The following is a 16,909-nucleotide window of genomic DNA, read 5'->3' as shown; positions in this document are numbered from 1 at the left end:
GTCCGGTCCGGCTCCGCATCCGGTGGTTCCGGTGTGCAGGGGCCCGTCGGAACCGGCTCCGCCGGCGGTGGCTTCGGCGCCGACAGCCCTGCCGGGACCAGCCCCTCCGGCGACCCCTCCGGCCCCGGCTTCGGCGCCGGAAAGGCAGCCGCGGCCCGCGCCGCGCAAGCTCAGGTGGGCCAGGCGGGCACCGGCACCGGGGCGCCCGCCGCCTCCGCCGCCCCTGCCGCCTCCACGGCCCTCTCCGGCCCCCAGCAGTCCGCCCCCGGCGTCCCCCAGCAACCCGGCCCGGTCCAGCCGCAGGGCGCCGCCGTGGGTATGCCCATGGCGGCCGGACCCGGTGGCGGGCAGCCGTCCTGGGCGCAGCAGGTGCACCGGCTGGCGGGGGACGAGGAGGGGCCCGTAGCGCCCTGGAAGCCGCCCGTGGAGGACGTGTTCCAGGCGGCGGCCCGGCGGCAGTCGGCGGCGCGGCCCGCGGGGCTCGGCAAGCGGCTGGTCGCGCGGCTCGTCGACACCGTCGTGCTCGGCGCGGTGACCGCCGGGGCCGCCGTACCGCTGGGCACCAAGGCGGCCGACCACCTCAACGAGAAGATCGACGCGGCCAAGCTCTCCGGCCGTACCGAAACGGTCTGGCTGCTGGACGGCACGACGGCCGTCTACCTGGGCATCGTCCTCGCCGTACTCCTCCTCTTCGGTGTCCTCTACGAGGCGTTGCCCACCGCCAAGTGGGGCCGCACCCTGGGCAAGAAGCTCTGCGGTCTTGAGGTGCGCGGCATCGAGAGCCACGAGCCGCCCGGCTTCGGCGGGGCGCTGCGCCGCTGGCTCGTCTACAGCGTCCCGGGGCTGCTCGGCATCGGGATCGTCGGTGTCGCCTGGTGTCTCTTCGACCGGCCCTGGCGCCAGTGCTGGCACGACAAGGCAGCACATACGTTCGTAGCGGGATAGGGGTGTACGGCATCCGGGGTACCTGATTCCGTACCCCGGACGGCCGCTCGCCGGATGCGGAAACGGGCGCTTCGCGGTCGACTCGGCCCATGAGTACCGAACCGCCTCCGGGCTCCGGCCAGCAGCCGCCGGAAGACGACCCGTTCAGGAAGCAGCCCCCTCCTGGCCAGGGATCGGGCTCACCGTACGACCCGCCGTACGGCGGCAACCAGCCTCCCCAGCCTCCTCCGTACGGCGGCGGTGGTGGTGACCCCTACGGCGGCGGCTCCTACCCCACCGACCCCCTCGCCGGGATGCCCCCGCTCGCCGAGAGCGGCCGGCGCACGCTCGCCCGGATCATCGACCTGATCCTCGTCGGCATCGTCATCTGGCTGGTCACCTGGGCCTTCGGGGTGCATGAGTACGACGTCGGCTCCGACGGGGCGTCGTACGCCAAGTCGCTCGGGCAGTCGCTCATCGCGGCCGTGCTCTACATCGGCTACGACACCGTGATGATGGCCAAGTCGGGGCAGACGCTGGGCAAGAAGTGGCTGGGCCTGCGTGTCGCGAACCTCGACAACGGGTCGACGCCGTCCGTGCAGACCAACCTGATCCGCGCGGCGGTGCTGTGGATCCCGTTCGCGTTCTGCTGTGCCTGCATCTGGACGGCGATCTGCGGTGGTTGGAGTTTCTTCGACAAGCCGTACAAGCAGGGGTTGCACGACAAGGCCGCCAAGACCGTGGTGGTCAGTACGCGTTGACGTGACCGGGGTCAACTCCCGGAGCGCACACAGCGATCGGCGGGTCCGTGGTCAACGGGCCCGCCGATTCGCGTAGTTGAGCTTGAACTTGAGGTCGAGATCGAGCTTGGCCCTGTGCTTGGTCTAGGGAGTGCTCCGCTCCCGGACCGGCTGTGCGGACGACACGGCGGCGGCGGAGACGGTCTCCCGCCGTACCGACACCGGCACCCGGCGCTGCGGCGGAGCGGCCGCTACCGCGGTCTGGGGGGCGGCCTGGGCCGCTGCCTGGGCACGGGTCTTCGGCTGCGGCACCGTCAGGGAGACGAGCACCCCGAGGGCGAGCGCCGCGCATGCGATGACCGCGATACCCAGACCGGAGTTCGTCTGTGACAGCAGCAGCATGGCGAGCGTCGAGAAGATCACGGTGAACGAACCGTAGGCGAGCTGTGCGGCGGTCGGACGAGGCATGGCAATCGAGTCCTCGTTAGGCGATGGAGGGGAGGCTGTGAAAGGGGGGTGCGACTACGATGTCGGCCTGGCTTTCCGCCGGTTCCGGGCGTTCCGCCAATCGACTCTATTCGCCTGCATGCCCGAGTGGAACGTGCAGTAAGCATGACCTAACACACAGCTCCGGAGCATGGGGGGCGCACGGAGTCATAGCGTCCACCAAGTGGACGGATGCACGCGCCTGTTGAGTGCTGGACGAGTCGGCCGCGCGTGTCCGTAAAGCGGACCCCGGCTTCGCATAGTGCACTTGTCCTGTCCGAGTCAAGGTCTGTCTTTTCCCGTAAACCTCTAGTCAAATAACGTCACTTGACTATCACGCGTTCACCGCGCGCGGACCTTCCATGACTCCAGGACCCCCCCTTCCGCGCGGTCGAGTGTGCGCAGGGGAGGACCTCAAGTGACCAGCAGACCCTGGACGTTCAGAGCGGCCGCGGTGGGCGTGGCCCTCGCGGCGGCAACCGCCACGTTCTCGACGTTCGCCGTGGCGGAGGCCAACACCTCGGCCAAGGCCACCACTGTCGACCGGCACGACCCGGCACCGGTCGCACAGAAGGAGCACGACCTCGACGGCCCGCTGAGCAAGACGCAGGACGCGCAGCGCCAGGAGGCCCTGAACGAGGTCATAGCCGGCAATGCCTCGGTCAAGGACCGCAACGGCTCGAAGGTCGTCCAGCTCAAGAGCAAGGGCGGCGGCAAGAGCAAGTACGTCGAGCTGAGCCGGGAGAAGACCGACAAGATCTTCACGATCCTGGTCGAGTTCGGCGACCAGGTCGACACCCGCTACGGCGGCACCGTCGGCCCGCTGCACAACCAGATAGCCGCGCCCGACCGGGCGAAGGACAACTCCACGGCCTGGCAGGCGGATTACAACCAGGCGCACTTCCAGGACCTGTACTTCGGCACCGGCAAGAACACCGAGTCGCTCAAGAAGTACTACGAGAAGCAGTCCTCGGGCCGCTACTCGGTCGAGGGCGAGGTCACCGACTGGGTCAAGGTCCCCTACAACGAGGCCCGTTACGGCTCCAACGACGCCGCCACCGGCGCCTGGTACGCGGTGCAGGACGGCGTCAACGCCTGGGTCGCCCAGCGCGAGGCCGCGGGTGACACGGCCGCCGAGATCAAGACGGAGCTGGCCCAGTTCGACCAGTGGGACCGCTACGACTACGACGGCGACGGCAACTTCAACGAGCCCGACGGCTACATCGACCACTTCCAGATCGTGCACGCCGGTGAGGACGAGTCCGCCGGCGGCGGCGCGCAGGGCGAGGACGCGATCTGGGCCCACCGCTGGTACGCCTTCGGCACCGACGCCGGCTCCACCGGCCCGGGCACCAACAAGCTCGGCGGCACCCAGGTCGGCGACACCGGCGTCTGGGTCGGCGACTACACCATCCAGCCGGAGAACGGCGGACTCGGCGTCTACGCCCACGAGTACGGCCACGACCTCGGCCTGCCCGACGAGTACGACACCGCGGGCGGCGAGAACTCCACCGGCTTCTGGACGCTGATGTCGTCCGGCTCCTGGCTCGGCACCGGCAAGGAAGCCATCGGCGACCTGCCCGGCGACATGAACGCCTGGGACAAGCTCCAACTGGGCTGGCTGGACTACGACGTTGTCAAGGCAGGCACCAAGTCGAAGCACACGCTGGGCGTCGCGGAGTACAACACCAAGAACCCGCAGGCTCTCGTGGTGCAGTTGCCCGAGAAGGAGGTCACCACCAACGTCGTCGCCCCGGCGCAGGGCGCCACGCAGTGGTGGAGCGGCAGCGGCAACGACCTGAGCAACACCCTTTCCCGCACAGTGGACTTGACGGGCAAGTCGGCCGCCACGCTCACGCTGGACGGCTGGTACGACACCGAGGCCGACTACGACTACCTCTACACCGAGGTGTCCACCAACGGCGGCACGAGCTGGACCCCGATCGACGGCAAGCTGGCCGACGGCTCCGCCATCCCGCGTGACGGCAGCGGCAACCCCGCGCTCACCGGCACGGCGGCGGCGTACCAGAAGCTGACGTACCCGCTGGACGCCTACGCGGGCCAGAAGATCGACGTCCGCTTCCGCTACCAGACGGACAGTGGCAAGGCGTTGAAGGGCTTCGCGGCCGACGAGATCACGGTGACCGCCGACGGTGCGGCGCTCTTCTCGGACGACGCCGAGACGGCGGACGCCGCTTGGACCGCGACGGGCTTCTCCCGTATCGGCGCCTCGTTCACCAAGGACTACCCGCAGTACTACATCGCCGAGAACCGTCAATACGTGTCGTACGACAAGGTGTTGAAGGTCGGCCCGTACAACTTCGGCTTCTCGACGACCCGTCCGGACTGGGTGGAGCACTACGCCTACCAGAACGGCCTGTTGATCTGGAAGTGGGACACCTCGCAGGCGGACAACAACACCAGCGAGCACCCCGGTACGGGGCAGATCCTGCCGATCGACTCGCACCCGGCGCAGCTGAAGTGGTCCAACGGCACGCTGATGCGCAACCGCATCCAGGCCTACGACTCGCCGTTCAGCCTGTACCGGACGGACTCGATGACGCTGCACAGCGCGGACATCGCCGCCAAGGTCAAGTCGCAGCCCGGCGTCTCCGTCTTCGACGACGGCAAGTCGACCTACTACGACACGTCGAACCCGACGGCCGGTGTCAAGATCACTGACACCAACACCCGGATCAAGATCGTCAAGGAGCCGCTGAGCGGCTCGACGGTCACGCTCCAGGTCGGCCCTTCGGCGAAGTAGTCGGTAAAAGCGCAGGTCAGAAACGGATCGGCGGTGACCCCCTGGCGGGTCGCCGCCGATCCGTGTTTAGGTGCGTCCTGTGCTTGGCTTATTGACACCGACCTCGACTTCGACCCGCCAGGGGGTGTGACCGCATTGTCCGCAGGAGGTTTCTGCAGGCTGCCGACCGGCAGCGTGGTGGTGGCGTTGAACCTGCCCAGACCCACCGCCCAGGGTGACGGCTGCGTCCGCGTGCTCGTCCACGCCCGCAACCGCGCCCGGGCCCTGACCCGGCTCCGCAACCTCGGAATGCGGGCCGTCTACCTGCGCGGCAACGCGGAGCCGCCGACCCCGGACGAGATCACGGCGGTCCTGCATCACCCCGACGGCCTGATATGGCGCACGGCACCGGCCCCTGACAACGCTGTCGTGATCCCGGGGCCGGAACTGCCGCAGGAGCTGTGGCATCCGATCAGGGCGCTGCTGCGGAGGCCCGCGGCGTCGGCGTGAGCGGTTCTTCTCCCGTCATCCCGTGACAGGGGCCGGGTGAATCGCATTCTGCGCCGTCAGGTTCAACGGCACCAAGGTGACCGCTTGGGGGACCCGTTACGACTACCTCTCGAACGAGCAGGACATCGTTCAGCTCGGGGACCGCATCCTGAACCAGAAGACCGGGGTGCCGGCGTCCTCGGCGACTTCGACCATGAAGCGCCATGTGGAGCTCTGCGTCATCAGTTACGGCTGCTACGCGAACCTCTACCCGTACATCAAGATCAAGGTCAAGGGCAACGGCTCGTACACCTACTCGGGGTCCGGCGGCTGACGGAAAAGGACTGAAGTGCCATGGGGAAACTCATCCTGAAAATCATCGGCGTCCTGGTGGTCTTCGGCCTGGCGCTGGCCGCGCTCGGTGGCTCGGCCGGCGAGATCGAGGTCATCGGCTGGGGAATCCTGCTCATCGGGTCCCTCGTGTACGTGGTAACGCGACACCGGAGGTCGTTGCAGGACAGGTAGCCCCGGTGGTTCCGTGACTGAACCGGTGTGCCCCGCCCAACCGGGCGGGGCACACCGGTTTCGGGGTCTCTGGCGCGGGAGCGGCGACCGTCGGCTGCCGGCCTGCCGTGGAACCCCCGCTGTGAGGGCGCTCCACGCGCTCGACAGGCGCCCCGCCGCGATCGCCCGCATCCTGGGATGGCTCGGGGCACCCTAGACCGCAGCGGAGGCCCGTCCGTGGCTACCGTCCTCTACCGCCTGGGGCGCCTGGCCTTCCGCCGGCGCTGGTATGTGACCGTCCTCTGGGTCGTGATCCTCGCGGCCCTCGGCTTCGCCTCCGGCAAGGCGGCCGACGCCCCCGCCACCACCTTCTCCACCCCGGGTGTCGAGTCCCAGCGGGCCTTCGACCTGATCCAGCAGCGGTTCCCCGGAGCGCAGGCGGACGGCGCCGTGGCCCGTGCGGTGTTCGTCGCACCTGACGGGCGGAAGATCACCGCCGGCAAGGACCGCGCGGCCGTCGTCCGGCTCGTCGACGAGGTCTCCGGCGGACCGCAGGTCGCGAGCGCGGTCAACCCCTTCCAGGCGGGCGCGGTCAGCAAGGACGCGACGACCGCGTACTCGACGATCACGTACACGGTGCAGGCCAACGACCTCACCGCCGCCGCGAAGAACAACCTCAGGAGCGCCGCGCAGCAGGCCCGCGCCTCCGGCCTCACCGTCGAGATCGGCGGCACCGCACTGGCCGCCGAGCCCGCCGCGGGCGGCGTCGGCGAGGTACTCGGCGTCGCCATCGCCGCCGTAGTGCTGCTGATCACCTTCGGATCACTCGCCGCCGCCGGACTCCCCCTGCTGACCGCGCTCCTCGGCGTCGCCATCTCCATGACCGCGATCACCACCCTGGCCAGCACCCTCGGCCTCTCCGACACCACCGGCACCCTCGCCACGATGCTCGGCCTGGCCTGCGGCATCGACTACGCGGTGTTCGTCGTCTTCCGCTACCGCGAGGAACGCGCCAACGGCCACACCACCGAGGAAGCGGCGGGCCTGGCCGTGGGCACGGCAGGCTCGGCGGTGGTCTTCGCGGGCCTCACGGTCGTGATCGCACTCGCCGGACTCTCCGTCGTAGGCATCCCACTCCTCACCAAGATGGGTCTGTGCGCCGCAGCCGCGGTCGCCCTCGCCGTCCTCATCGCGCTGACTCTCGTCCCCGCCCTGCTCGGCTTCTGGCCCCGCGCCGTCCTCTCCCGCCGCTACAAGACGACCGGCCGCCGCATCCAGGGCGTGGCCGGCAACATGGGCAGCCGCTGGGCCGGGTTCGTGCTGCGCCACCCCTGGCCGGTCCTCTTCGGCACGGTCGCCGGCCTGGTCGTCCTCGCGCTCCCCGTGCTGGGCCTGCAACTGGGCCAGTCCGGCGACGAGGCCAAGTCCACCGCGACCACCGAACGCCGCGCCTACGACGACTTGGCCAAGGCGTTCGGCCCCGGCTTCAACGGCCCGCTGACCGTCGTGGTCGACCTCACCGACGCCACCCACCCCAAGGCCGCGGCAGCCACGGTCGAGCGTCGGATCGCGGCGGTACCGGGCGTGGTGTCGGTGACCCCGGTTCGCTTCAACTCGACTGGAAACACAGCCCTGTTCACCGCCGTACCGGCGGAGGCACCGACCAGCGAGAAGACCGTAGACCTCGTCCACACGATCCGCGACGACCGCCCCGCGATAGAGACGGCGGCCCCCGGCGCGACCTTCGAGGTCACCGGCACCACCGCCCTCAACATCGACGTAGCCCAGAAGGTCAGCGGCGCCCTGGTCCCGTATCTGATCGTGGTCGTGGGACTGGCGGTACTGCTCCTGCTCCTGGTGTTCCGCTCGATCGTGATCCCGATCAAGGCGGCCGTGGGCTTCCTGCTCTCGGTGCTCGCTGCCCTCGGCTGCGTGGTCGCGGTCTTCCAATGGGGCTGGGGCGCAAGCCTGTTGGGCGTGGAGAGCACCGGCCCGATCATGAGCCTGATGCCGATCTTCCTCGTGGGCATCGTCTTCGGCCTCGCCATGGACTACGAGGTCTTCCTCGTCTCCCGCATCCGCGAGGCCTACGTCCACGGCAGCGCGGCCCACGCGTCGATCGCGACCGGGTTCCGCTACAGCGCCCGCGTCGTCACGGCCGCGGCCCTCATCATGATCTCCGTCTTCGCGGGCTTCATCACCGCCGGCGACTCCATGATCAAGATGATCGGCTTCGGCCTCGCGATCGCCGTCCTGTTCGACGCGTTCGTGGTCCGCATGGCCTTCGTACCGGCCGTCCTGGCGATCCTGGGCGACCGCATCTCCTGGCTACCGCCATGGCTGGACCGCCTGCTCCCGAACGTAGACATCGAGGGCGAGAGCCTCAGCAGACAACACCCGGCAACGGAGCCAGCGGAAACCCCGCGAGCTGGAGCACCCCTTTAGCTGGAGCGCCCCTTCAGGGGCGCGGGGAACTGCGCGACCAGCCCCACCGGCCCGCAGAAAAAATCAAACCGCAACAGCCCGCTCAGGCAACCGGCTTCCCCGTCAACTCCACGCCCGCCGCCCGCAGTTCCTCCAACGCCCGATCGGTGGACTCCTTCGCCACCCCAGCCGTCAGATCCAACAACACCTGCGTACGAAACCCTTCCCGCACCGCATCCAACGCAGTCGCCTTCACACAGTGGTCGGTGGCGATCCCGACGACATCCACCTCGTCGATCTCCCGAGCCCGCAACCAGTCCCCGAGCGAAACCCCGTTCTCATCCCGCCCCTCGAACCCGCTGTACGCCGCCGCATAAGCCCCCTTGTCGAAAACCGCGTCAATCGCCCCAGAGGCAACCGCAGGCGCGAAGTTCGGATGGAAGCCAACCCCCTCCGTACCCGCGACACAGTGCGCGGGCCAGGAGTGCGCGTAATCCGGGTTGTCGGCGAAGTGCCCGCCGGGCGCGATGTGGTGGTCACGGGTGGCCACGACATGGCGATACCCGGCGGGCGCTTGCCCGATCAACTCGGTGACGGCGGCGGCCACATCCGCACCCCCGGCCACCGCGAGACTGCCTCCTTCGCAGAAGTCGTTCTGCACGTCAACGACGATCAAGGCGCGGCGCATGGTGGTGTCCTTCGACAGTGAGTGAGATTCGAGCCTAGAGACTCCGGCGGCACTACGGGAGGGCATACCTCTGATTTTCGTACGGGTCTTAACCAGGGGTCTTCATCGGCGGTTCTTAACTACCCGACCGCAGATGCACGTACTCCGTCGGAAGGACAGCCTCCCCGCGCGACAACTGGGCAGCCGACAACGGCAGGTTGCCCCGCGCGACAGCATGCCGGTCCCGTACGACGTCCAGCGGTTCGCGCGCGACGACCTCGCCGCCCTTGACCAGCTCCACCAGCAGCTGCCGGTCGGCCAGTTCGGCCGGTACCGGCCCGGTGCCGACGACCTCGGCCTCCGCGACCCCGTCGCCGTCGACCCGCCGTGCCGCCCACTTGCGCCCGCCGATCGACGTCTTGCCGCCGCTGGACTTCTTCGCGACCGGCACCAGCGGCGCCTTCGGATCGGCGGACTCGGCGCGCGCGACCAGCTTGTAGACCATCGAGCAGGTCGGGTGCCCGGAGCCGGTCACCAGCTGGGTGCCGACGCCGTACGCGTCCACCGGCGCCGCCGCCAGCGAGGCGATGGCGTACTCGTCCAGGTCGGAGGTCACCACGATCTTCGTGTTGACGGCGCCCAGCTCGTCCAACTGCTGCCGCACCCGGTGCGCGACGAGCAGCAGGTCGCCCGAGTCGATGCGGACGGCGCCGAGTTCGGGCCCGGCGACCTCAACTGCCGTACGGACGGCCTCGGTCACGTCGTACGTGTCGACGAGCAGCGTGGTGTTGCGGCCCAGCGAGTCCACCTGGGCCTGGAACGCGTCGCGTTCGTTGTCGTGCAGCAGGGTGAAGGCGTGCGCGGAGGTGCCGACGGTCGGGATGCCGTAGCGGAAACCGGCCGCGAGGTCGGACGTGGTGGCGAAACCGCCGACGTAGGCCGCGCGGGAGGCGGCGACGGCGGCCAGCTCGTGGGTGCGGCGGGCGCCCATCTCGATCAGCGGGCGGTCCCCGGCGGCGGAGGCCATGCGGGAGGCGGCGGCCGCGATCGCGGAGTCGTGGTTGAGGATGGAGAGGATCACCGTCTCCAGCAGCACGCACTCGGCGAACGAGCCCTCGACCCGCATGATCGGCGAGCCCGGGAAGTACACCTCGCCCTCCGGGTAGCCCCAGACGTCACCGCTGAAGCGGTAGGCGGCGAGCCACTCCAGGGTCTCCTCGTTGACGACGTTCCGCTCGCGCAGGAAGCCGAGGACGTCCGCGTCGAACCGGAAGTTCTCCACCGCGTCCAGGACGCGTCCGGTGCCCGCGACGACGCCGTAGCGACGCCCCTCGGGCAGCCGACGGGTGAAGACCTCGAAGACCGAACGCCGGTCGGCCGTACCCGCTTTGAGGGCGGCCTGCAGCATCGTCAGCTCGTAGTGGTCGGTGAAGAGCGCCGTCGAGGGAACGTCCACCGGCAGCCCAAGGTCCGCTGTGTTCATGGCAAGGGATGCTACTCCCATCTCGTCACTCTGACGATTTGTGGGGTCCATTTGTGCGGAGGCCCCCTTCTGGTGGCAGCATGGGCCGTGTGACGTCACCCGCACCCCTGGAGATCGAACGCACCGAGTCGGCGGAGGAGGTCTTCGCCGTACCCGAGCCGGACGTCCCCTGGGTCACGATCGTGCACAACGACCCGGTCAACCTCATGAGCTACGTCGCGTACGTCTTCCAGACGTACTTCGGCTACTCCAAGGACAAGGCCCACAAGCTCATGCTCGACGTCCACCACAAGGGCCGCGCCGTCGTCTCCAGCGGAAGCCGCGAGGAGATGGAACGCGACGTGCAGGCGATGCACGGCTACGGTCTGTGGGCCACCCTCCAGCAGGACCGGAAGTAGCGACCCATCCCGATGCCAGGACACTTCGAACCAATTCGCGGCGGCGGCGCAGCCGTCGCGCTCGACGACGTCGAGATCTCCATCATCCGGTCGCTGGCCGTCCAGCTCCTGGAGCTGATCGGCCCGGGACCGGGCGAGGACGCCTCCGACGACCCGCTCGCGGAGCTCTTCGCCGAGGGCCCGAGCGAGCCGCCCGCCGACCCGGTGCTCCGGCGCCTGTTCCCGGACGCCTACACCGACCCGGAGCAGGCCCCCGACTCCCCGCAGGACGCGGAGGAACGGATGGCGCACTCCGCCGAGTTCCGCCGCTTCACCGAGAACGACCTCCGCGCCGGCAAGCGCGAGAACGCCCTCGCGGTGGTCCGCACCCTCGACTCGCTCACCCCCGGCGGCGACGGCGGCGCGATCCTCAAGCTCACCGCCGAGGAGTCCCGGCAGTGGCTCGGCTCGCTCAACGACCTGCGCCTGGCGATCGGTTCACGCCTCGACATCACCGACGAGGACGACACCGACGACCTCTACCGGCTCCCGGACGAGGACCCGCGCAAGCCGATGGTGATGGCGTACCTCTGGCTGGGCGGCCTCCAGGAGACCCTGGTCAACACCCTGATGCGCTGACCGGAGCAGCCGTTCCGTTCGCTCAGCGGACCCTCAAATCCAAATAACGATCACGTCACCGCGACGGCCAGGAATGCTGGCCGTCGCTCCTTTTTGTCCGCTTCTTCCTGTGGTGTACGCCACAAATGCCCCCGTCGATCAAGATTGCGACCGTGATAAATCTTCACGACCGCCCGGCGGACGCCACCCATGTCCCGCCGGGTTCGCCATGCGGCCGACGGACCTCGGCCGGGCAACTCCAAGTCCATGGGGGGATTCGGAGAAAGGCGCACCACACATGACCTCCGCTCAGGTCGAGACGGACAAGACCCCCGAGGAGGGGTACGAGCGCGGGCTCGGCAGCCGTCAGGTCCAGATGATCGCGATCGGCGGCGCCGTCGGCGTCGGACTGTTCCTGGGAGCCGGGGCGAACATCGCCAAGGCCGGACCCAGCCTCATCTTCATGTACGCCCTCGCGGGCGTGATCATCTTCTTCATCATGCGGGCGCTCGGCGAACTGCTCCTGTACCGCCCGGTGTCGGGCTCCTTCGCGGAGTACTCGCGCGAGTTCCTCGGCCCGTTCTTCGGCTACTTCACGGCCTGGACGTACTGGCTGATGTGGGTGGTCACCGGCATGGCCGAACTCACGGCCGCCGCCATCTACGTCAACTACTGGTTCCCCGCCGTCTCCCAGTGGGTGACCGCGCTCGCCTTCCTGGTGATCCTGTTCGTGGCCAACCTGATCTCGGTGAAGCTCTTCGGCGAGATCGAGTTCTGGTTCTCGATGGTCAAGGTCACCGCGCTCATCGGCATGATCGTGATCGGCCTGGGTGTCCTCACCTTCGGCTTCAGCAGCGCCGGTGACACCGCCTCCGTCGCCAACCTCTGGCAGTTCGACGGCTTCTTCCCCAAGGGCATCGGCTCGTCCCTGATGACTCTCCAGGGCGTCATGTTCGCCTACCTCGCCGTCGAGCTGGTCGGCGTCACCGCGGGCGAGTCCGAGAACCCGGAGAAGACCCTCCCCAAGGCGATCAACACCCTCCCGTGGCGCATCGCCCTCTTCTACGTAGGCGCCCTCACCGTCATCCTCTGCGTCGTCAAGTGGACCGAATTCGCCCCGGGCGTCAGCCCGTTCGTCGAGGCGTTCGCGAAGATCGGCATCCCGGCAGGCGCCGGAATCGTCAACTTCGTAGTCCTCACGGCGGCCCTCTCCTCCTGCAACTCGGGCATGTACTCCACGGGCCGCATGCTCCGCACCCTCGCGGACAACGGCGAGGCCCCCAGGGCCTTCAGCAAGCTCTCCGCCTCCAAGACCCCAGCCTTCGGCATCACGATCTCGGTCGCCTTCATGGGCATCGGCGTGGTCCTCAACTACGTCGTCCCGGAGAAGGCCTTCGGCTACGTCACCTCGGTCGCCACCGCCGCCGGCATCTGGACCTGGCTGATGATCCTGATCAGCCACGTCCTCTACCGCCGCGCGGTAGACGCGGGCCGCCTCCCGGCCTCGTCCTTCCCGGCTCCCGGCGGCGCGAAGTTCTCCTACGTGGCCATCGCGTTCCTGCTCTTCGTCACGGGCCTCATCGCCTACGACCCCGACTCCCGCGTCTGTCTCTACGTCATGGCGGGCTGGACCATCGCCCTGGCCGCCGGCTGGTTCGCCCTCAAGTCCCGCAACCCGCAGATCACCGAGCGCCGTAACCCGGAGTTCGAAAAGGTCGGCTGATCACTCGCTTTCACCATGTGGGCCGCTTCGTACCACCACTCGGTACGAGGCGGCCCTTCTGCTTATCCTGACGACCATGCCGACCCTGACCATCACCCAGGCCCTCTTCGACCAGATCGTCGCCCACGCGCGCGCGGACCACCCCGACGAAGCGTGCGGAGTCGTCGCGGGCCCGGTGGGCGAGGGCCGCCCCGAGCGCTTCGTCCCGATGCTGAACGCGGCCCGCTCACCCACGTTCTACGAGTTCGACTCACAGGACCTGCTGAAGCTCTACCGCGAGATGGACGACCGCGACGAGGAGCCGGTGATCATCTACCACTCCCACACCGCGACCGAGGCCTACCCCTCCCGCACCGACATCTCCTACGCCAACGAACCCGGCGCCCACTACGTCCTCGTCTCCACCGCCGACTCCGACGAGGCAGGACCCTTCCAGTTCCGCTCGTACCAGATCCTGGAAGGCGAGGTCACGGAGGAGGAGGTCAAGGTCGTGGAGGCATACTGACCGCGTACGCACCGTGCCGGTGCGCACCGCTCAACTCGCCGTATCGGAGATGGTGTTGACGCAGCGGTCGAACGCACGGCGCCCCACGCTGGAGGATGTCGCCCGCTGGTCGGGCGTCTCGAAGTCCACGGTGTCGCGGGTGGTCAACGGCGAACTCAAGGTGAGCGCGGAGGCCGCGGTCAGGGTCCGGGAGGCGATCTCCGCGCTGGGCTACGTGCCGAACCAGGCGGCCCGGCAACTGGTCACCCGCCATACCGGCGCCGTCGCGGTCGTCGCCTCCCAGCCCGAGAACCGGCTGTTCCTCGACCCCTACTTCGACTGCCTGCTGCGCGGCATCCGCGGCGAACTCGCACGGCACGGCGCCCAGGCCCTCCTGCTGTTCCTGGACGAACCCGACGACCACGCGCGCGTGGCCGACTACCTCGGCGGCGGCCACGTCGACGGCGTGATCCTGTTCTCGCTGCGCCCCGGCGACCGACTCCCCGAGATGGTCGACCGGCTCGGCCTGCCCGCCGTCTTCGGCGGCCGCCCCCTCCTGCGCGACGGCCACCCCGCGCGCGGCCAGGCCTACGTCGACGGCGACAACCGCGGCGGCGCCCGCCAGGCCGTCCGGCATCTGGTCGACCTCGGCCGCGAGCGCATCGCCACCGTCGCCGGCCCCTACGATCAGGAGAACTCCGCCGCCGACCGGCTCGCCGGCTACCGGGACATCCTCCTGGACACCGCGCCCCACCTGGTCGAGCGGGCCGACTACACCCGGCAGGGCGGCGCCGACGCCATGGCCGCACTGATCGACCGCCACCCCGATCTGGACGCCGTCTTCGTCGCCTCCGACCTCATGGCCTCCGGCGCCCTCCAGGTGCTGCGCGAGCGCGGGCGCCGGGTCCCGGAGGACGTGGCCGTCGTCGGCTTCGACGATCTCGTCGCCATCTCCGAGTCCACCCACCCGCCGCTGACCACCGTCCACCAGGACGTCGGGGGGATGGGACGACTGATGGCCCGGTTGTTGTTCGGCCGCACCGAACAGGACACCTGGGAGGGCGACACTTCGGAGGCGCCGTCCGTGGTGGTCCCCACCCGGCTGGTCGTCCGGGAGTCCGCCTGAGCTGCGCCGTCTCACCCCCCGACCGAATTTCGTCCGAAATGTGAGATCACATACCGAGGCCCCGGGCGGGAATCGATACGATGAGCCCATGGTTCTTCTCGACGTGAGCGACAAGGCGCCGGGCACACTGCTCGTGGCGCGGCTGCACGTCGACCTGTGCCGGCTCAGCAGCGCCATCTGTTGACCCTCGCGCAGTCGCCGTAGGCCGTGCGCCCCGGCGCGCCCATGATCGTGCCGCGCGCCCGCCGAGACCAGACCCCTCCCGCTTCCGACAGGAGCCCCTTGCCATGGCCATCGAGGTCCGCATCCCCACCATCCTCCGCACCTACACCGACGGCCAGAAGGCCGTCGAGGGTGCCGGTGAGAACCTCGCCGCGCTCTTCGCCGACCTCGAGACCCGGCACGCGGGCATCCAGGCCCGCATCGTGGACGGCGGCGAACTGCGCCGCTTCGTCAACGTGTACCTGAACGACGAGGACGTCCGCTTCCTCGACGGCATCAACACCAAGCTGACCGACGGCGACAACGTCACGATCCTGCCGGCCGTCGCCGGCGGTATGGCCTGATCGTCGATGCGTTACGACTCTCCGCTGGCCGCGGTGGGCAACACCCCTCTGGTGCGCCTGCCGCGGCTGTCGCCGTCCACCGACGTCCGCATCTGGGCCAAGCTGGAGGACCGCAACCCGACCGGCTCGGTCAAGGACCGCCCGGCCCTGCACATGATCGAACAGGCGGAGAAGAGCGGCCGCCTCACCCCCGGCTGCACGATCCTGGAGCCCACCTCCGGCAACACCGGCATTTCATTGGCCATGGCGGCAAAGCTCAAGGGCTACCGCATGGTCTGCGTGATGCCCGAGAACACCTCGCAGGAACGCCGCGACCTGCTCAACATGTGGGGCGCGGAAATCATCCCCAGCCCCGCGGCGGGCGGCTCCAACACGGCGGTCCGCGTGGCCAAGGAGCTCGCCGCCGAACACCCGGACTGGGTGATGCTCTACCAGTACGGCAACCCGGACAACGCGGGCGCCCACTACGCGACAACGGGCCCGGAGATCCTCACCGACCTCCCGTCGATCACCCACTTCGTAGCGGGCCTCGGCACCACGGGCACGCTCATGGGCGTAGGCCGCTACCTCCGCGAACACAAGCCGGACGTGAAGATCGTCGCCGCCGAGCCGCGCTACGACGACCTGGTCTACGGCCTCCGCAACCTCGACGAGGGCTTCGTCCCCGAGCTCTACGACGCCTCCGTACTGACGACCCGCTTCTCGGTCGGCTCGGCCGACGCGGTAACCCGAACCCGCGAACTCCTCCAACAGGAGGGCATCTTCGCCGGCGTCTCCACAGGCGCGGCCCTCCACGCGGCAATCGGCGTGGGCAAGAAGGCCGTAGCGGCGGAGGAGAGCGCCGACATCGCCTTCGTGGTGGCGGACGGCGGCTGGAAGTATTTGTCGACGGGCGTGTACACGGCGCCGACGACAGAAGAGGCGATCGCCACGCTTCAGGGCCAACTCTGGGCATGATGAAAAGGGCCTAGGGGCAGTTCGGGTTAGGGGCGCGGGGAACTGCGCGACCAGCCACAACGGGCCCGCACCCGACGTACAACCTTCAGCCGGTGAGGTGACGGACCTGATCCCAAAGGACCGGGTCCACCACCCCAACCCTCCGCCGAAACTCAGACACCGACACCTTCCTCAACTCGTCGGTCTCCAAATAACTGGCCCGCCCCCGCGCATCCCCAACGGCCCCCGGCGGCAGCGGAATTACCCCACCCCGCCCATCGTGATACTTGCTGGTGATCTTCGCGACGGTAACTTTCCGCCCGCGCACGGCAAGCACCAGACAAGGCCGATCCTTGACAACCCCGGGCTGATCCTCATAGGGCACATTCGCCCACCAGATCTCAGCGGGCCGAGGCCGATCCCCCCGCACCCGTCGGGACGACCCCCGCCCCCACCCGTCGACGAGCGTGGCGACCAGCGCCAGCAACACCACAGCCGCGAGCCCGAGCCACCAGTACGTGTTCATGCGAACGACCGTACCGGCGCGCAATCCAAGCCGCGCGCCCTCTTACATACCCCACGCGCCCCGGTTCCAGCCGAACCGGTGACAGCACAGGTG

General features: G+C 69.0%; 19 protein-coding genes. 15 read left to right on the top strand and 4 right to left on the bottom strand.

Going from position 1 to position 16,909, the window contains the following annotated elements:
* Together SPR02S_RS09620 and SPR02S_RS09615 are read left to right on the top strand one after the other, a co-directional pair.
* On the top strand, positions 1 to 945 hold a 945-nt coding region (locus tag SPR02S_RS09620; RefSeq protein ID WP_019056737.1), incomplete at its 5' end, for an RDD family protein.
* An 89-nt stretch (positions 946 to 1,034) separates the two neighbouring features.
* Positions 1,035 to 1,685, top strand: coding sequence for an RDD family protein (locus SPR02S_RS09615; protein ID WP_019056736.1), 651 nt, complete (start codon positions 1,035 to 1,037; stop codon positions 1,683 to 1,685).
* Between the two features lie 123 nt (positions 1,686 to 1,808).
* On the opposite strand, the gene SPR02S_RS09610 is transcribed toward SPR02S_RS09615, so the two are convergent.
* Complete coding sequence (locus SPR02S_RS09610) at positions 1,809 to 2,132, bottom strand: hypothetical protein (RefSeq protein ID WP_019056735.1); 324 nt, start codon at positions 2,130 to 2,132, stop codon at positions 1,809 to 1,811.
* A gap of 436 nt (positions 2,133 to 2,568) precedes the next feature.
* Here SPR02S_RS09610 and SPR02S_RS09600 point away from each other — a divergent pair, with 436 nt between their 5' ends.
* From SPR02S_RS09600 to SPR02S_RS09580, 5 genes are all read left to right on the top strand, one after another.
* The gene (locus SPR02S_RS09600) at positions 2,569 to 4,914 is read left to right on the top strand and encodes an immune inhibitor A domain-containing protein (RefSeq protein WP_019056733.1); all 2,346 of its coding nucleotides are present in this window, start codon (positions 2,569 to 2,571) and stop codon (positions 4,912 to 4,914) included.
* A 135-nt stretch (positions 4,915 to 5,049) separates the two neighbouring features.
* Complete coding sequence (locus tag SPR02S_RS09595; protein WP_026150374.1) at positions 5,050 to 5,403, top strand: hypothetical protein; 354 nt, start codon at positions 5,050 to 5,052, stop codon at positions 5,401 to 5,403.
* A gap of 76 nt (positions 5,404 to 5,479) precedes the next feature.
* Entirely contained in the window at positions 5,480 to 5,716 is a 237-nt protein-coding gene (locus SPR02S_RS09590) for a hypothetical protein (RefSeq protein WP_019056731.1), read from the top strand.
* A 20-nt stretch (positions 5,717 to 5,736) separates the two neighbouring features.
* Positions 5,737 to 5,907 carry a hypothetical protein gene (locus tag SPR02S_RS62965; RefSeq protein WP_019056730.1) on the top strand — a complete coding sequence of 57 codons (171 nt, stop codon included), beginning with the start codon at positions 5,737 to 5,739 and terminating at the stop codon, positions 5,905 to 5,907.
* A 216-nt stretch (positions 5,908 to 6,123) separates the two neighbouring features.
* A complete protein-coding gene (locus SPR02S_RS09580; RefSeq protein WP_019056729.1) occupies positions 6,124 to 8,331 on the top strand; it encodes an MMPL family transporter in 2,208 nt (735 codons plus the stop codon).
* Positions 8,332 to 8,413: 82 nt separating this feature from the next.
* On the opposite strand, the gene SPR02S_RS09575 is transcribed toward SPR02S_RS09580, so the two are convergent.
* Both SPR02S_RS09575 and SPR02S_RS09570 read right to left on the bottom strand, forming a co-directional pair.
* Entirely contained in the window at positions 8,414 to 8,998 is a 585-nt protein-coding gene (locus SPR02S_RS09575; protein ID WP_019056728.1) for an isochorismatase family protein, read from the bottom strand.
* A gap of 115 nt (positions 8,999 to 9,113) precedes the next feature.
* Positions 9,114 to 10,460, bottom strand: a complete 1,347-nt coding sequence (locus SPR02S_RS09570; protein ID WP_019056727.1) for a nicotinate phosphoribosyltransferase — start codon at positions 10,458 to 10,460, stop codon at positions 9,114 to 9,116.
* Between the two features lie 80 nt (positions 10,461 to 10,540).
* Here SPR02S_RS09570 and clpS point away from each other — a divergent pair, with 80 nt between their 5' ends.
* From clpS to SPR02S_RS09530, 8 genes are all read left to right on the top strand, one after another.
* Positions 10,541 to 10,858 (top strand): ATP-dependent Clp protease adapter ClpS, encoded by a 318-nt coding sequence (gene clpS / locus SPR02S_RS09565; protein WP_019056726.1) that lies wholly within the window; start codon positions 10,541 to 10,543, stop codon positions 10,856 to 10,858.
* A 12-nt stretch (positions 10,859 to 10,870) separates the two neighbouring features.
* On the top strand, positions 10,871 to 11,476 hold the full coding sequence (locus tag SPR02S_RS09560) for a DUF2017 domain-containing protein (RefSeq protein ID WP_019056725.1): 606 nt from the start codon (positions 10,871 to 10,873) through the stop codon (positions 11,474 to 11,476).
* A 277-nt stretch (positions 11,477 to 11,753) separates the two neighbouring features.
* Positions 11,754 to 13,178 (top strand): amino acid permease, encoded by a 1,425-nt coding sequence (locus SPR02S_RS09555; RefSeq protein ID WP_019056724.1) that lies wholly within the window; start codon positions 11,754 to 11,756, stop codon positions 13,176 to 13,178.
* A 76-nt stretch (positions 13,179 to 13,254) separates the two neighbouring features.
* Positions 13,255 to 13,683, top strand: a complete 429-nt coding sequence (locus SPR02S_RS09550) for a M67 family metallopeptidase (RefSeq protein WP_019056723.1) — start codon at positions 13,255 to 13,257, stop codon at positions 13,681 to 13,683.
* A gap of 49 nt (positions 13,684 to 13,732) precedes the next feature.
* Positions 13,733 to 14,788: a LacI family DNA-binding transcriptional regulator gene (locus SPR02S_RS09545; protein ID WP_078622855.1), complete on the top strand. Its 1,056-nt coding sequence runs from the start codon at positions 13,733 to 13,735 to the stop codon at positions 14,786 to 14,788.
* 88 nt (positions 14,789 to 14,876) lie between these two features.
* Positions 14,877 to 14,972: a putative leader peptide gene (locus SPR02S_RS66115; protein ID WP_019056721.1), complete on the top strand. Its 96-nt coding sequence runs from the start codon at positions 14,877 to 14,879 to the stop codon at positions 14,970 to 14,972.
* 103 nt (positions 14,973 to 15,075) lie between these two features.
* Positions 15,076 to 15,354 (top strand): MoaD/ThiS family protein, encoded by a 279-nt coding sequence (locus SPR02S_RS09535; RefSeq protein ID WP_019056720.1) that lies wholly within the window; start codon positions 15,076 to 15,078, stop codon positions 15,352 to 15,354.
* Between the two features lie 6 nt (positions 15,355 to 15,360).
* Complete coding sequence (locus SPR02S_RS09530; RefSeq protein ID WP_019056719.1) at positions 15,361 to 16,311, top strand: PLP-dependent cysteine synthase family protein; 951 nt, start codon at positions 15,361 to 15,363, stop codon at positions 16,309 to 16,311.
* Positions 16,312 to 16,396: 85 nt separating this feature from the next.
* Here SPR02S_RS09530 and SPR02S_RS09525 read toward each other — a convergent pair whose 3' ends face one another.
* Positions 16,397 to 16,816: a type II toxin-antitoxin system PemK/MazF family toxin gene (locus SPR02S_RS09525; RefSeq protein ID WP_019056718.1), complete on the bottom strand. Its 420-nt coding sequence runs from the start codon at positions 16,814 to 16,816 to the stop codon at positions 16,397 to 16,399.
* Positions 16,817 to 16,909 lie beyond the last annotated feature (93 nt).

Origin of the sequence: Streptomyces prunicolor NBRC 13075, from assembly GCF_000367365.1 — a bacterium.
GTDB lineage: Bacteria > Actinomycetota > Actinomycetes > Streptomycetales > Streptomycetaceae > Streptomyces > Streptomyces prunicolor.
The sequence above is the reverse complement of the archived record's forward strand: the minus strand, read 5'-3'. Positions and strand labels throughout refer to the sequence as shown.

Coding starts and splice junctions, on each gene's coding strand:
- SPR02S_RS09615 (WP_019056736.1), top strand. CDS start 1,035: ATGAGTACCGAACCGCCTCCGGGCTCCGGCCAGCAGCCGCCGGAAGAC.
- SPR02S_RS09610 (WP_019056735.1), bottom strand. CDS start 2,132: ATGCCTCGTCCGACCGCCGCACAGCTCGCCTACGGTTCGTTCACCGTG.
- SPR02S_RS62965 (WP_019056730.1), top strand. CDS start 5,737: ATGGGGAAACTCATCCTGAAAATCATCGGCGTCCTGGTGGTCTTCGGC.
- SPR02S_RS09575 (WP_019056728.1), bottom strand. CDS start 8,998: ATGCGCCGCGCCTTGATCGTCGTTGACGTGCAGAACGACTTCTGCGAA.
- SPR02S_RS09570 (WP_019056727.1), bottom strand. CDS start 10,460: ATGAACACAGCGGACCTTGGGCTGCCGGTGGACGTTCCCTCGACGGCG.
- clpS (WP_019056726.1), top strand. CDS start 10,541: ATGGGCCGTGTGACGTCACCCGCACCCCTGGAGATCGAACGCACCGAG.
- SPR02S_RS09560 (WP_019056725.1), top strand. CDS start 10,871: ATGCCAGGACACTTCGAACCAATTCGCGGCGGCGGCGCAGCCGTCGCG.
- SPR02S_RS09555 (WP_019056724.1), top strand. CDS start 11,754: ATGACCTCCGCTCAGGTCGAGACGGACAAGACCCCCGAGGAGGGGTAC.
- SPR02S_RS09550 (WP_019056723.1), top strand. CDS start 13,255: ATGCCGACCCTGACCATCACCCAGGCCCTCTTCGACCAGATCGTCGCC.
- SPR02S_RS09545 (WP_078622855.1), top strand. CDS start 13,733: ATGGTGTTGACGCAGCGGTCGAACGCACGGCGCCCCACGCTGGAGGAT.
- SPR02S_RS66115 (WP_019056721.1), top strand. CDS start 14,877: ATGGTTCTTCTCGACGTGAGCGACAAGGCGCCGGGCACACTGCTCGTG.
- SPR02S_RS09535 (WP_019056720.1), top strand. CDS start 15,076: ATGGCCATCGAGGTCCGCATCCCCACCATCCTCCGCACCTACACCGAC.
- SPR02S_RS09530 (WP_019056719.1), top strand. CDS start 15,361: ATGCGTTACGACTCTCCGCTGGCCGCGGTGGGCAACACCCCTCTGGTG.
- SPR02S_RS09525 (WP_019056718.1), bottom strand. CDS start 16,816: ATGAACACGTACTGGTGGCTCGGGCTCGCGGCTGTGGTGTTGCTGGCG.